10 protein-coding genes, 1 tRNA gene and 2 pseudogenes are annotated in these 15,146 nt (G+C 48.6%); 10 read left to right on the plus strand and 3 right to left on the minus strand.

What is annotated here, in order from left to right:
• The first annotated feature begins 42 nt into the window (after nucleotides 1–42).
• From H164_RS0108465 to H164_RS0108490, 6 genes are read left to right on the plus strand one after another with little or no spacing between them, the layout of a single operon-like run.
• The gene (locus H164_RS0108465; RefSeq protein WP_019968214.1) at nucleotides 43–1,074 is read left to right on the plus strand and encodes a DUF5017 domain-containing protein; all 1,032 of its coding nucleotides are present in this window, start codon (nucleotides 43–45) and stop codon (nucleotides 1,072–1,074) included.
• A gap of 4 nt (nucleotides 1,075–1,078) precedes the next feature.
• Nucleotides 1,079–4,111 (plus strand): chondroitinase family polysaccharide lyase, encoded by a 3,033-nt coding sequence (locus H164_RS0108470; RefSeq protein WP_248616188.1) that lies wholly within the window; start codon nucleotides 1,079–1,081, stop codon nucleotides 4,109–4,111.
• Nucleotide 4,112: 1 nt separating this feature from the next.
• Nucleotides 4,113–5,306 (plus strand): glycoside hydrolase family 88 protein, encoded by a 1,194-nt coding sequence (locus H164_RS0108475; protein ID WP_025830344.1) that lies wholly within the window; start codon nucleotides 4,113–4,115, stop codon nucleotides 5,304–5,306.
• The gene (locus H164_RS0108480) at nucleotides 5,303–6,841 is read left to right on the plus strand and encodes a sulfatase family protein (RefSeq protein WP_019968217.1); all 1,539 of its coding nucleotides are present in this window, start codon (nucleotides 5,303–5,305) and stop codon (nucleotides 6,839–6,841) included. The genes H164_RS0108475 and H164_RS0108480 overlap by 4 nt, the downstream gene beginning before the upstream one ends.
• Entirely contained in the window at nucleotides 6,838–9,228 is a 2,391-nt protein-coding gene (locus H164_RS0108485; protein ID WP_019968218.1) for a DUF4955 domain-containing protein, read from the plus strand. Before H164_RS0108480 ends, H164_RS0108485 begins: the two co-directional genes overlap by 4 nt.
• The gene (locus H164_RS0108490) at nucleotides 9,203–10,450 is read left to right on the plus strand and encodes a DUF4861 family protein (RefSeq protein WP_025830343.1); all 1,248 of its coding nucleotides are present in this window, start codon (nucleotides 9,203–9,205) and stop codon (nucleotides 10,448–10,450) included. Before H164_RS0108485 ends, H164_RS0108490 begins: the two co-directional genes overlap by 26 nt.
• 496 nt (nucleotides 10,451–10,946) lie before the next feature.
• Here the strand turns inward: H164_RS0108490 and H164_RS0108495 are convergent, their stop codons facing one another.
• Both H164_RS0108495 and H164_RS0108500 read right to left on the minus strand, forming a co-directional pair.
• A complete protein-coding gene (locus H164_RS0108495; RefSeq protein ID WP_019968220.1) occupies nucleotides 10,947–11,759 on the minus strand; it encodes a CPBP family intramembrane glutamic endopeptidase in 813 nt (270 codons plus the stop codon).
• Nucleotides 11,759–12,700, minus strand: coding sequence for a bifunctional riboflavin kinase/FAD synthetase (locus tag H164_RS0108500; RefSeq protein ID WP_019968221.1), 942 nt, complete (start codon nucleotides 12,698–12,700; stop codon nucleotides 11,759–11,761). The genes H164_RS0108495 and H164_RS0108500 overlap by 1 nt, the downstream gene beginning before the upstream one ends.
• A gap of 172 nt (nucleotides 12,701–12,872) precedes the next feature.
• Between H164_RS0108500 and H164_RS0108505 the strand changes: the two genes are divergently transcribed.
• Nucleotides 12,873–12,946 (plus strand) — tRNA-Ile (locus tag H164_RS0108505).
• Between the two features lie 292 nt (nucleotides 12,947–13,238).
• Here H164_RS0108505 and H164_RS15905 read toward each other — a convergent pair.
• Nucleotides 13,239–13,875: pseudogene (locus H164_RS15905) on the minus strand (hypothetical protein); the annotation flags it as partial.
• A gap of 8 nt (nucleotides 13,876–13,883) precedes the next feature.
• Between H164_RS15905 and H164_RS15910 the strand changes: the two are divergent.
• The 3 genes and pseudogenes from H164_RS15910 to H164_RS15530 all read left to right on the plus strand — a co-directional run.
• Nucleotides 13,884–14,081: pseudogene (locus H164_RS15910) on the plus strand (IS982 family transposase); the annotation flags it as partial.
• A 477-nt stretch (nucleotides 14,082–14,558) separates the two neighbouring features.
• The gene (locus H164_RS16140; protein WP_026356300.1) at nucleotides 14,559–14,858 is read left to right on the plus strand and encodes a DUF4372 domain-containing protein; all 300 of its coding nucleotides are present in this window, start codon (nucleotides 14,559–14,561) and stop codon (nucleotides 14,856–14,858) included.
• A partial coding sequence (locus H164_RS15530; RefSeq protein WP_026356301.1) for a transposase occupies nucleotides 14,855–15,146 on the plus strand: 292 nt, incomplete at its 3' end. The genes H164_RS16140 and H164_RS15530, both read left to right, overlap by 4 nt.

The raw sequence follows: 15,146 nt of genomic DNA on the forward strand, positions 1-15,146 counted from the left end.
ATTTCTCAGTATTCAATTTGTTATCCAATAAATTCAAACGATATGAAACGATATATATATTTATTGATTCCATTGTTGACCTTTGCCCTTGTCAGTTGTGAAGATGAGCTGGAAGAGAAGGCAGCCTTGGACGTAACGGTTTCGTCCACGGGCAATGTTACATGGGAAGGCAATACAGTTGTCGTCAAGAAAGGCACGCCGTTGACTTTCGATTTCACGGGAAATCCCGACTTCATTACTTTCTTTAGTGGGGAATCCGGCCGTAAATTCATCTATCGGAAGCGCGATCAAGTGGCATTAAAAGACATTGTGTCGTCTAAACTGAGCTTTTCCGTCTGGTATCAATATGGTAATGCCGCCACTTCGGTCAATCTGTTGAAGCTGTATCTCTCGGAAACGTTCCCGGGACTCGCTAAAAATAAATTTGAAGCAGACTCCGTTCTGGTCGAAGGCTTTGCATGGAACGACCTCGTTGACCCTTCCAAGATGCCAACAGCACCCAGTAATGCAGCCAATGCAACGCATTTCGAAGTAGACTTCACGCCTTATCTCGGCAAACGCATGACAATTGCGGCCTGTTATAAGCCGGTTTCCAACGCAGCTGCACAGCCACGCGTGAATATCGTAGGCATGAAAATCGTCAACACCATGAAAGACGGGACGACTTCGACCCTCTTTGCCGGCGATTTCAACTTTACGCCCGTCAACATGATGTGTCATCACCGCTTGAATGACCAACGTTCGATGACAGTTAACCGTGAATACGGCTCAGTTACCAACAGTACGAGTGGTATATGGAACCTTTCGGGGGCCACAAAAGGTGATTTCTTCATTCATAGTTCCAATAGTGGGGCCAAATTGAAATACAGTTGGCTCGTCTCGAACATGATTTTAGCCAATGCCTGCTCGCCGGATTACGGGCAACCCATCAAGAATGTGACGGAGGGGACGTCCTCTTATACCTATATATATAAGACTGCAGGTACCTATAAGGCCACTTTCGTGGCAACAAACAGCAACTATAAGGCCGAGTCGCAGGTGTTGCGCGAATTGAACATCAAGGTGGTTGAATGACGATATGAAGCAAGTAGAATTGGTGCGAATGGCAATAGCGGCATGTTGTCTGGCGTTTTCGTCAGCAATACATGCCCAATTGTACCATGATTCCCGCATGTTCTCGTTTGAAAATGCCAAGGAACTGCAATATATTAAGGTGGAGAAATCCGCTGTTACGCTTTCCGACAAGCATTTCAAGAATGGAAAGAAGTCGCTGGAGTGGAGCTTTCAGGCTGGAGGGGTGCTGAAAATCGACAAAGACTTACAATTTGAGCCTCGCAAAACTGATGGTTTGGACAACTATCTCTCTGCTTTTATCGTTTGGGTCTACAATGAAGCCCCGCTATCTGGGAAATCTCTGGTCTTTCAGTTCTGCAAACAAGGGAAAGTATGCACGTCCTTTCCCATGAACCTCAACTTCAAAGGCTGGCGAGGAGCGTGGGTTTGCTACGAACGTGACATGAAAGGAAACGCAGAACCCGGCATGGACGAAATCAAAATCAAGGGCCCCGATACGAAGGGCAGGCTGTATATCGACCATTTGATAACGGCTATCAAGGTAGATCCACGCTATCAAACCGCAGATGAGCAGCTTCCGTTTGTCAATCCCAAGACGACGAACGACTGGTTGCAGGTGTTGAAGCATTCAAAACTGCAGCCCGACATCGCCTTGACCCCTGTGACGGAACAGCAAAGCAAGGCTATGCAGCAGATGGAAAAGCGGTTCCGCAGTCTCGTTTATACGCCTGCGAAACTCTATCCCAAGCAGATGGAAACCCTTCGGGACAAGTTTGATGTCTATAAAATAAGGGAAAAGAAAGGCAATATCACGGGAATGCCCATTTGGTTTGTGCGCCATGCGGAGGCCTACGAGCGAATGATGCCCGGCTGGGACAAGGAAATTCTGACGCGTACCGGCTTTGAAATGAACGATTATTTCAAGCTTATGCAGCAGATTGCCGTGGCTTATAACAATGCCACAGCAGAAGAAGACAAGAAAGAACTGCAAGGAATGTTCCTCTTGATGTATGAACATATTACCGACCAAGGCGTGACTTGGGGTTCATGTTGGGGCAATATCCATCATTACGGCTACAGTCTTCGCAGCATGTACATTGCATATTTCCTGATGAAAGACGTACTGAAGGCCGCTGGAAAGTTGCCCGAAGCCGTAGCCACCATGACATGGTACTCGCAATTGAAGCAGCTTTATGCCAAACCCACGGTCAACGGCATGGATATGGACACATTTAACACGGCTTCCATCGGCTGTATGGCAAGCATTCTGCTGATGGAAGACTCGCCGGAGAAGCTGCAATACGTCCGTTCCTGCTCTCGTTGGTTGGATTGGGGCTGCCGTCCTGCTCCGGGTTTAATGGATTCTTTCAAGATAGATGGGTCTGCTTATCATCATTGTAACAACTATCCTGCCTACGCCATTGGTGGATTGAACGGTGCCACACAGATGATTTACATCTTGAGCGGAACCGAGTTTGCAGTCGGAAAGCTGGCACATCAGACGGTGAAGAACGCGCTTTTGGCTATGCGTTTCTACTGTAATAAACTGCATTTTCCGCTTTCCATGTCAGGCCGTCACCCTGATGGGAAAGGCCATCTCACCCCAATGCATTACGCTTATATGGCTTTATCGGGGACACCCGACGGCAATAAGCCTGTCGATGTGGACATGGCGGCGAGCTTCATGCGCTTGGTTGAGCACACGACATTGCTCAAAGAAAAACAGCTTTGCAGGCAGTTTGCAGCGCAAGGTATCCGACCAGAGGCGGCTCCTCAGGGCAATCTGTCCTTGGGTTACGCCTGTGCTTCAATACAACGTAGAGGAAATTGGTCGGCAGTGGTCCGTGGTATGAGTCGTTACCTGTGGAGTAGTGAACACTATACGAACGAGAATCAGTTCGGTCGTTATCTGGGTTATGGTAGTTTGTTCCTGATGACTGCACCTCAAAACCAGGACGTTACCCCAACGACAAGCGGCTGGCAGGAGGCCGGTTTCAACTGGAATCGCATTCCGGGTGTCACAAGTTTGCATCTGCCTTTGGCCGATTTGAGGGCAAAGATACGCAATGTCGATTTGCATTCGGGCGTGGAGGAGATGCTTTTCTCTGACGAAGCCTTCGCAGGCGGGCTCTCACAGCAAGGCAGCAATGGGAACTTCGGCATGAAGCTGCATGAACACGACAAATACGATGGCTCTTTCAGGGCCCGTAAGTCCTATCATTTCTTCAACGATGTCATTGTCTGCCTCGGAAGCGACATAGAAAACAACGACAAACAACACGATACCGAGACCACGATCTTCCAGTTGGCAGCCCCTGATGCGCAGGTGCAGGCTTATTGGAAGGCCTATCAAGGCGACGGAAAAACATGGTTAGACCATTTAGGAACGGGATATTACAGTCCCAACTCCGCCACTTTTACGGGCCTTGTCAGCCAGCAGTCGCGCGACAATGACACTGATAAGCCCAACGAAGGCATGTGGGCTTCGCTCTATATCAGCCATGGGAAGGCTCCTCGGAACGGCAGTTACGAGTATGCCGTGCTCCCTAATACGACTCCGGAACGGCTGAAAGCCTTCGAAACAACGCCCACATATACTGTCATTCAACGGAATAGAGATGCCCATATCGTGCGTTCTGATGCCACGAAGTCGCTCTCCTACGTTCTCTTCGAGACCCCGAAAGGACTCCTTCCCGGCGGTCCGTTGCTGCAAACCGACACCACTTGCCTTGCCATGATACGTCAGGTAGGCAAGGAAAAGATGGTACTGACGGTCGCACAACCCGACCTTTCACTGTATCAAGGGCCCGCTGACGACATCTATAAAGATGGAAAACGCGTAGAAAGAAGCATTTACAGCCGCCCTTGGATCAAGAACCCAAGCCGCGAAATACCTGTAACCGTGACGCTGTTGGGCAAATGGAATTTTCAACAAGACGATAATATAAGACTGATTGACCGGACGAACAAGACCACCATCATTGAAGTGAGGTGTAAAGATGGACTGAGTTACGATATCGAACTAAACAAACTATAACATGAAAATAAGAAAATTGCTGCTTGCAGCAGGAGTTTTTCTGCTGACTCCGGCCCTTTGCATGGCCAATCAAGGGAATGTATGTAACACCATGAGCGAAGATATCGTCTTTGCATCACGGCAATATTCGTTGATGCTCGACCAAATTGGCCGAAAAGGTGCCGTCCGTATCCCCAAAACCATTGACAAGATGAGCCGCATGGTGTATATTCCGACCGATGATTGGTGCTCGGGTTTCTTCGCAGGAAGCCTGTACTACCTCTATCGGTTGACCAATGACAAGTCGTGGTTGCAACAATCCAAGCGCTTCACCGAGGTGTTAGACTCCATACAATACCTGAAGTGGCACCACGATGTCGGCTTTATGATAGGTTCAAGTTACTTGAACAACTATCGGTTACAGCCCACCAAGGCATACAAGAAAGTTATCATTCAGACCGCAAAGTCGCTTTGCACCCGCTTTCGGAAGGGGGCCGGAGTCATTCAGTCATGGAATACTGACAAGGGATGGCAGTCGAAACGCGGCTGGACATGCCCCGTCATCATCGACAATATGATGAACCTTGAGCTGCTGTTCGAGGCAACCCGCCTGAGCGGAGACTCCACTTTCTGGAATGTAGCCATTGCCCATGCCGATGCAACGTTGAAGAATCAGTTCCGTCCGGACGGCAGTTGCTATCATGTAGTCGATTATAATCCGACGACAGGTGAGGTGCTTCACCGGCAAACGGCACAGGGATATGCTGACAACAGTGCTTGGGCAAGGGGACAGGCATGGGCTGTTTACGGCTATACTACCTGCTATCGGTACACACGCAACAAGAAATACTTAGACAGGGCCGTTGCTTCTTTGAACTTTATCATGCACAACAAGAACCTTCCCGACGACCTTGTGCCCTATTGGGACTTTGATGCACCGAACATACCCAACGAACCTCGCGACGCTTCGAGTGCTGCCTGCGTGGCCTCCGCCCTGTATGAAATGAACGAATATCTGCCGGATAGCGGCTATGCGACGCTCGCTGACAGGATCATGCAGTCGCTTTCGACACCCGAATACCGTGCACCATTAGGCAAGAACGGCTGTTTCTTGCTGATGCACTCTGTGGGAAGCATTCCACATAACAATGAGATTGATGTCCCATTGAACTATGCCGACTACTATTTTCTGGAAGCCTTAACGAGAAGAAAATGAAAAACGGAAAGTTGTTCTTAGGCGCCTTGGCCTTGAGTCCGCAGATGATGTATGCTGCGGGCGGTCAAACCGCACGTCCGAATGTCGTCTATGTGTTCCCCGATCAGTTCCGTAACTGCGCATTGGGGATATGGCAGCGTCCCGGTTACGCTGAACATGTGAAGTTCAAAGGCGACCCTACGTATACGCCTCGCCTGAATCAGTTTGCCCATGAGGCCGTCGTTCTGACCTCGGCCATGAGTAATTTCCCGCTAAGCAGCCCACATCGCGGCAGTCTGCTCACCGGTATGTATCCTAATCGCAGCGGCGTTCCCGTCAATTGCAACTCTACTCGCCCCTTCAGTTATATCCGTCAGGAGACGATATGCATGGGCGACGTGTTCAAAGCGGCCGGTTACGACTGCGGATACATTGGAAAGCTGCACGCCGACCGCCCCGAAAGGAACGATCCTGACCGTCCCGGCCACTATGTGGAGGACATTATGCCCGTTTGGGACGCCTATACTCCGGCCGAACGGCGGCACGGTTTCAACTTCTGGTACGCTTATGGCACCTACGATGTACATAAGAATCCGCATTATTGGGACACAAACGGCAAGAAACATGAGCCGCATGAGTGGTCTCCCTTGCACGAAGCGAAGGTCGCCGCAGACTATATCAAGAACAAAAATGGGGTCAGAGACGCCAAACGTCCATTCTTTTTGATGGTCGCCATGAACCCTCCTCACAGCCCATATCGGTCAGAAGCCGACTGTATGCCCGAGGACTACGCCCGCTATAAGGACCGTCCTATCGACAGTCTGCTGGTGCGTGACAATGCCGACCGAACCATGTTAAAGACCCGTTCGGCTGCTTTCTACTTCGCATCTGTCACAGGTGTGGACAGAGCTTTCGGCAAAATATTGGACGCTTTGAAGGAAGCAGGCCTCGAAAAGAACACGATTGTGGTCTTTGCTTCTGACCATGGAGAGACCATGTGTAGCCAAGGTACGGAGGATCCTAAGAACTCTCCCTATGCCGAATCAATGAACATACCTTTCATGGCACGCTATCCCGGAAGGCTCACTCCACGGGTTGACTCGCTATTGCTGTCGTCTCCGGATATCATGCCGACCCTTCTCGGACTGGCAGGCTTGGGAAACAAGGTTCCCCACAGCGTGCAGGGACGCGACTATTCGGCTTTGTTCATCAACGGGAAAGCCGCAGTGAAGCGGCCTGATGCCGCACTCTACATTCAGAATATGGACGGAACAAAGAACGCAGAAGGCATCGTCAGCGATTATTTCCCTTCCGCCCGAGGCATCAAGACTGGCCGTTACACACTGGCGTTCTATATCAATAGGAAACACAAACGCGTGAAAACACTCTTCTTCGACGACTGGAACGACCCTTATCAGTTGCATAATATCACCCCGACCGACCGACCGATAGACTATGAAAAGCTTTGCTTGAGATTGGGAGAGTTGCTGCATGAGATCGACGACCCATGGTACAAGCAAGGCATATTAAACGAAATCTTAAAATATAAGAAATGAAACACAACAAGAAACTATGGCTCATGGGCTGCTTGATGGCTACTTTGCCTGTTTGTGCGCAAGGGCCTTACACCACGGCATGGAATGAATTTGCCACGAATTCCAAGGATAACGTGTTGTTGGATTTCTCGTATGCGGGCTATAATCACGGCCTTTCACTTCCGCCCGAAAGCTATCCGGGCTACACCGTCTATAATGTCATGGACTATGGAGCCGTTCCCAACGATGGAAAATCGGACAGACAGGCTTTGGAAAAGGTTATCAAGAAAATCGGATATAACGTGAAAGCCCACGCCATCATCTACTTTCCGGAAGGAGAATTCATTCTTCATTCCGAAGAAGATGACGTCATAGACGCTGCTACCAACAAGAAAAAGTCGGTCCGTATCAATCTGGCTGCGAACGATGTCATACTGAAAGGCGCCGGACGTGACAAGACTTTCCTCACCATGACAGCCCCAATGCTGCCGGCAGATGAGAAGATTCTCTATAGCTCTCCGTCGATGTTGGGTCTCTTGAACTATGGGACAAAGACCCCGAAAAGCTATGCTACGGTCGTTGGGACCGCTGCCAAGAACACGTTCAAGGTCAAAGTAGACGACACCAGCAAGCTGACTGTAGGCCAATGGGTGCGTCTCTACATGAAACCGAATAAAGATCCTTTGGTTATCAAGGAGGAACTCCAAGGCAGAACGCCCGAAACAACAATGACCAACCTCACGCAAAGCGGCGTGACGGTCGTTGATTACCATCAAATCAAAGCCATTTCGGGCAATGAAGTGACCTTTGAAGAACCCATTATGCATGCCGTCAAGCCGAGCGACGGCTGGGAACTCACCGAATATCGCCATTATGAAGGGCTGGGAGTAGAAGATGTGACGTTCAGAGGCAAAGCCAATCCGCACTTCAAGCACCATGGTTCTTGGAACGATGACGGAGGTTACAACATTCTCGACTTCATTCGGCTCGTCAATTCATGGCTGCGGCGTGTCTCTTTCGAGAGTGTCAGCGGCTGTGCCACCTTTCAAGACTGTGCAAACGTCGTGTGCTACGATGTGGAAATTACTGGAAACAGAGGCCATTCTGCTGTCCGCATGGCGAGTTCGTCACGCGGATTGATAGCCAATGTCTATGACCACAGCGACGGTTACATGACGAGTGACAAGAACTTCAAGGATCATCGCGTGGGACTGGGCCAGTTTCATGCCTGCGGTGTATCGAAACCGAGCATCGGAAACGTCATTTGGAACTGTCAATGGGGCAGCGATGCCTGTTTCGAAAGCCATGCGACACAGCCGAGGGCAACGCTCTTCGACTGTTGCAAAGGTGGTTTCATGCAATTGCATATGGGTGGTTCGCTGTCACAGTTGCCCAATCATTTGGACGACCTCACGATATGGAACTTCGAATGCACGACGACCAACCCCCAAGATTTCCCATTCTCGTGGTGGGAAACCGTACGTTCCATCTGGTATAAGTCGTTACCACCCACCGTTGTGGGCTTCCATGGAGCGCATATCCCGTTTGTCACCGATCAGATGAAGCGAAACGAGGCCCAAGGGCAGGCCGTCAACCCTCGCTCGCTCTATGTGGCACAGTTGGAGAAACGCTTGGGTCGCATTCCTGATTGGATAAAGTCGTGGATGGCGAACGTGCAAACGGCCAAGACAACATGGGACTTCACGGTGATGTCGACAGAAGACAAGACCTTGTTTGAGCAGGATACCAATTGGAACAAGGGGCAGGATGCCGGCCGCAACTATTATATCAACCAGCAAGCCTTGGGCGTTTCGAGCGGTTCCAAGAAGATTTTGCCCAAGGATATCAAGAAATATACGACCCCGATTTCAGTAAACGGCAAGGAACCGGAATGTACGAAGCGATTGCGTTTCGGCGTATATGTGAACGATGTCTGCAAGATTCTTGGCCCCGGAAAGCTCATGCTCTGTTGCGACGAGGGCTATCGTGTGCTCCGATTGAACGCGAATGCCATTGCTATTCTTATCCCTGATTGCAAAAAGGACCAGCAAATCATTGTTCATAGCAAGTCGGCTTCGAGCCAAGATGCACGCTATCTCAAGGCCGTTTCCAATCTGGATATCGTGAAAGGTTTCGCAGCTCCCGATGATCCTTCACTCGTTCAGGAGAGCATCGGCAAGGTAAAAGCCGACGGAGATGTGCTGTTGACGACCGTCAACGGCAACTTTCTCTATGACATTATCGTGAAAGATGCGTCGGGAAACGTCGTAACCACCGGGCTCACGGAGCTGATTTGCGAACACCGAATACCGAAAATCGACGCGATATATAACCTGCAAGGCCAACAAGTTGGCACAACCTATAAAGGAATTGTTATTAAAAATGGAAAGAGAATCATTCAGCAATAGTCGCTCAAAGCGGGCAGGAAGTTGGCTCGTTTGCGCCATGTTCGCACTCCCGATGGCTGTCCATGCACAGTCAATCGACCTTGTTGTCAGCAATCCCACGCCCGTTCAGCGTGTGCAAGTGGTTGAAGTCGATGCCAAAAAGGTCTATCAACGCCTGGGACGTGCCTACGGTTCGCCCCTCATCGTGCGCAATGTTTTCAAGCAACAAGTGGTCTATCAGCTCACCGCCGACAGTCTTTTGCTCGTCGAAGCGGCCGTTTCTCCACAGCGAAAAGCCGTGTTTCACATCACTTGCGGCATGCCCCGCGCCTTCCAATCGGCCGTAGACGGGCGGCTATATCCGTGGCGTGTGGACGATTTCGCATGGGAAAACGATCGCTGTGCCTACCGTGCTTACGGTCCGGCCTTGCAGCAAACGGGCGAGAAAGCCTTTGGTTTCGACGTTTGGTTGAAGTCGGTTCCCGGGCTCGTCGTGGCCGAACGCTATGCCAAAGTGTATGAAGCCAATCAGGAAGAAAAGCGACTTCGCAGCCTTGGAAAGCAGCAAGAGGCTGACAGTATCAGCCTCAATAACTCGCTACATCGCGACCATGGCAATGGACTCGACTGCTATAAAGTGGGTCCAACGCTGGGTTGTGGAGCCCCGGCGCTGATGATTGGCGACAGCATTGTCATGCCCTACTGCTTCAAGGAATACCATGTGCGCGACAATGGGCCCCTGCGTTTCAGTGCAGAATTCATCTATCTGCCCGTGAATGTGAATGGAGAAACCGACTTGATTGAGCACCGTTTGATCACACTCGACAAGGGATCGAGCTTCAATCGCATCACCGTTTGGTATGAAAACCTGCGCCATCGGCAGAAGTTCTGTGCCGGATTTGTCGTCCACGACGCCGGTAAAGAGACGGTCCGGCTGGGCAATGACTACGTGCAATACGCCGATCCGACCGACAATCCCGATGGACATAACCTCCAAATCTACGTGGGTGTGCTCTTTCCTAACGTGAAATCGCGACCGCGCATGCTGCAAAATACGCGCTTGTGTAAAGGCGTTTCGGGGCATGCCGTGTGCGAAACGACCATCAATCCGCATGAGAAAATCACCTATTATTTCGGTGCTGGCTGGCCGGGATCGGGCATCAGAGACCAAAAAGCATGGCAACATGAAATCGAATATTTCTGCTCTACCCTGAAAGAACCCTTGAAAATAAACCTCAAATAAAATATATTACGGCAAAGCACGTTAGAATAACGTAGGCTTTGTGCTTGGAAACAAACTTCAAATAAGACATATCGGTGTTCGAATCACGCTTCTTTTGCAAGCGCATCAGGCGGATTTGAACACGCCCTTAGCCTCCTGACATGCAGAAGCGTTGCTGTATCATCCCTCCTTTTATGCAGTAACAACATGGAAGGAGGCTTTTTCATGCCTGTAAATTCCCTCATTTTACGCATCAATCCGACTATAATAAGGTCGTCGGGATATTGACTTTGAACATTGAATTTTGAATTAAAAATTCAATGTTCAAAGGGACATACATCTTGTCTACCCGTCTACTCGCTAACTGCCAACCGAGTTGATAATCAACGGCTTATATCTTGCGTTCCAATTTCAGCCATTTTGTGCGCCAATCTCACTCATATTACCTTGCAATATGGGCCATATTAGCGCATAAAATGGCTGAGATTGAAAAACGATTTAGGCGAGGCTGTGGGCTCTACCGCCTGAGGCGCTGGTTCAATTGCACAATGGCGGGCACGAGAATACACAGTGAGAAGAAGATGTAAAGAGCGATAACAACAGGCTTCCCGTTTGCAAGCTGACTCAAGGTTGCATTTTCAAAGCCCGGCATAAGATTGGCCATGACATAGACAATGGTGTTGTTGACCCAATGAAGCACTACACCCGGCACGATACTTCCTGTGCGGTAGAACATCCAACCCAGCAGGAAACCCAACAGGAATGCATGCAGAAACTGGGCCGAATTACCGTGGACAAGTCCGAAAACGGCTGCGGAAATCGCAATAGCAATCCAAGGTTTGCTCCCGAAAAGCTTGAGAAGCGTGCGCAGAATAGCACCACGGAACACGATTTCTTCAGCAAGCGGTCCCAATATTCCTATGGCCACATAGCCTAAAGGCTCGTGCATCATTCGTGTGAAAAGCACTTCAAGCTGCTCGGGCATATCCACTTTGAACAATTCTTCAAGTCCGGAAGCCGGAATGATAATGCCGATTGCCGCAAGAACTACCCACATCAGCGTAGTCCAAGGGCGTGAAACAAGATAGGCACGTGACCTCGATACCCAGCCCAACTTGATGAAAAGGGCGATGACAATGAGGCTGCCGATGATGGAAGATGCGATGTTGAGCGTTACGTTTTGGGTGAGAATGTTTCCAAAATTCAGCTGGGGATCGGGATTGAAGTGCATATAACCGACCACAAGAATCAGGGGAATGGCAAGCTGAATGATGACGAATGTGACGAGATACAGCAGTGTATCAAGTATTGTTTTGCCTGTTTTGTTCATTATTCTGTTTCGTTTTTGAGTTGTTCTTTTATTTGTGAACGGTCTTTCCGAAGCTGCTCTACCAGTTCAAACGCGTTGTTGAACCGCCTCTCTTCGCGGATACGATGGACGAAAGACACGTGAATTTGCTTGTTGTAAAGGTCGCCATCGAAGTCGAAAAGGTGCACTTCCTGTGTCAATTTCTGGCCTTCGAACGTGGGACGTGTGCCGATATTCATCATACCATGGTGCACTTCGGCATCGTTTTCAACCTTTATGGTCACGGCATATACGCCCGGTTCGGGCGTGAGTTGGCCGCTTTCAGACGTGTCGATGTTGGCTGTCGGGAAGCCCATCTTGTGACCTTGCCCGTAGCCATGCACCACTTTGCCGACAAAGGTGTAAGGATAGCCGAGGCATTGGCGGGCCATTTCCACCTCGCCGGCCTGTAGGAAAGACCGAATGACCGATGAACTGACGTTGACACCATGCAGAAGAAAGGCCTCGGAATGAACGACGTCGATGCCTAATTCGCGGCCGTATCGCGCGTAATCGTCGAACTTTTCCTCGCGGTTATGGCCGAAACGGTTGTCGTAACCGATGAAGAGCTGCTTCACTTTCAGCCGGTCGCGGAGCACTTGTTGCATGAATTCAAAGGCCGAAAGACGTGCCATTGCCTCGTCGAAATGTAGCACCGCAGTGTTGTCGATGCCTGTTTTCGAGAGCAACAGCAGCTTATCTTCGAGTGTAGTCAGCAGTTGTGGCACGTAGTTGCTGTGCAAAACCTGTCGCGGATGACGGTCAAACGTGATCACGGTTGAGGCAAATCTGCCGGCTTCTGCAGCTTCTTTGACCTGCTTGATGAGGAACTGATGGCCCCGATGTACGCCATCGAAGAAGCCGATGGTGCCTACGCAGGGCGCAATGGCGTTGTTTTCCTCACTTAAAAATATTGTGTTCATAACCTTGGATTCCTTTGAGCGTGGGGCAACAGTGGGCATGTGGGCCCCTGACTGCAATGGGCTTATGCCGCAATTTTATGCAAAGATAGTCTTTTTTTCCTGATTTCTTTCGCCATTTATTTGGTTTTCTCCTCAAAACCCACTATCTTTGCACGCGAATCATCAGTTTCCCGGACTTGTAGCTCAGTTGGTTAGAGCAACAGACTCATAATCTGGAGGTCCCAGGTTCAAGCCCTGGCTGGTCCACATTGAAAATCAAGGAGTTACGCCATTAGCGCAACTCCTTTTTCTTTTGCTTGCGAACACGTTGCGAACACGGGATATCACAGAATACATGCAAATTACAAATAATACTACTAATAATGATTTCATAAATACATTCTATTACCCCTTCATTAATCTCATGGTATAATTTTCCCAATGAATCAATGAGGGGAATGTTAATAAATATTTGCTACTCGGTAAAATCATCTATGGTGTGGGTTATTATTAATCCCACATCAATATAAATAGTTTTTCCAGGTGTTGCACCAAATTCACTGCTGCTACCCAAATGGCCAGGTGGTAGTAGAACTGCATCTTTTCGTAGTCGTCATTCGGCTTGAAGTTACCGATCGCCGCTCTTGTGCGTGCCATTGCCCTTGCTTGTGCTGCCTCCGGTGTACCGTCGTTGCAGCAGAATTGTCGTGCAAACGAGAGGAAAGTGAGCTTGCTCTATCATTTCCAAGTGCAGCCGACAATGTCCTTTGGACAAACCTGACTATTCACATAGTCATCATTAGCCTTACCATTGTAAGGTATGTCAAAGGTACGAAATTTTCCTTGATAGCCTGCAACTGCTCACCATATTTTTTCTTGTAGTCCACCGTCACACCGTCAGCTTCATTGCCAGCGTATGGTATTTTACGTGGGTCTGCACCGTAGCTTGCCAAGTCGCCAAGCTTGCTGACGATTCTTTGTGAGCCGATGTAGATATGCTTGGTGTACTTACCACCTTGCCCTGCCACCAAGTATGGGCTGACATAGAGTGAGAAGCGAGCCGTACCAGTGTTACCACCAGAGAACTCTGAGTTTACGTATATAGCTTCATTCTCGCCACTGGTCTTCACTGTGCACTCACCATCGGCATCATACCAATAGTTGCTCACAAATCCGTTCTCATCGGCGGCCACCAAGCTGGGCCTATAGGAGATACAGAAAGAGAATTGAGTCGGTGTTCTCCCAATTGAATGATCATCTGATGATGATACGCAACTATGCAAAGCAACCACAAGGATTCTTCACAAGGATAGCTGCAAAGATAGCAGCCTTCACCATGCTACAGTATCTCAATTTTCTCAATCATAAGCCTATAGGTCAAGTCAAATACACTTTAATCTAATTCAACCAGCAGGTTCAAGGAGTCCTTTGGGGAGAAAAAACGAAAGGATCGATGTAATCTATTGCCGGATTTTTCATGAGGCAATAAAAAATCCATGGAATCTTAATATGTTAAATTCCCCAAAATAGAAACTGGGTCCAAAAACGACCATATATAGTGATTATTTTGTGTTGTACAGAGAATTTTTAGCGGACAGCGATATTTTTGCGGATTTTATGAAGTTTTAACGCTTCTTTTAACGCTTCAAGGAGGGGGTTTTTCAAAATTATTGATATCATTGTACCCAAGATGCAACTGCTGGTTGATTCTATAATGTTTCGTCTGACTCAAGATTTTAACAAAATGAACACTAGTGTCCGGTTAAAATTTCCAGACTATCATTTATTTCGTTAATATTCAATGAGATACATCGATTTAAAAATTTTCCGATTTGATTTCTTATCTTTGTACTGTTTCATATATAAGATAGCACAGGATATGAATGTCGGAAACACTGTACTCTCGCAACTGATGTCTCTCATCCCTGATTACGAGCTCAGGAAATGTGTTGACAGATATCGAGGGGATTTTCATGCAAGACGTTTCACTTGCCGTGATCAGTTTCTTGTCATGAGATATGCTCAATTTACTAGCAGTGCAAGTTTTCGAAGTATAGAAGCTCAACTTACCGCATTCAACTCCAAATTGTACCATGCGGGATTGAAAATCATGCCAATGTCTACTCTTGCTGATATGAACGAAAAGAAAAACTGGCGTATTTATCAAGACATGCAATGATACTTGTCGATAGAGCTCAGGCCCTTTATAAGGATAATTATTACCGTCTGAACATCGACAACATGGTCTATGCTTTTGACAGTAGTACCATTAATCTTTGTCTGCAGCTTTGTCCTTGGGCAAAGTTCCATCATGATAAAGGGGCGTTCAAAATGCATACCTTGGTTGATGTTAAGAACAGTATACCTAACTTTGTTCTCCTTACTCCCGGCAACGTACATGATAGCCAAGCTATGGATATGCTGCCAATCGAAACAGGCGCCTATTACCTTATGGATAAAGGATATG

Source organism: Segatella maculosa DSM 19339 = JCM 15638 (genome assembly GCF_000382385.1).
Classification (GTDB): Bacteria; Bacteroidota; Bacteroidia; order Bacteroidales; family Bacteroidaceae; genus Prevotella; species Prevotella maculosa.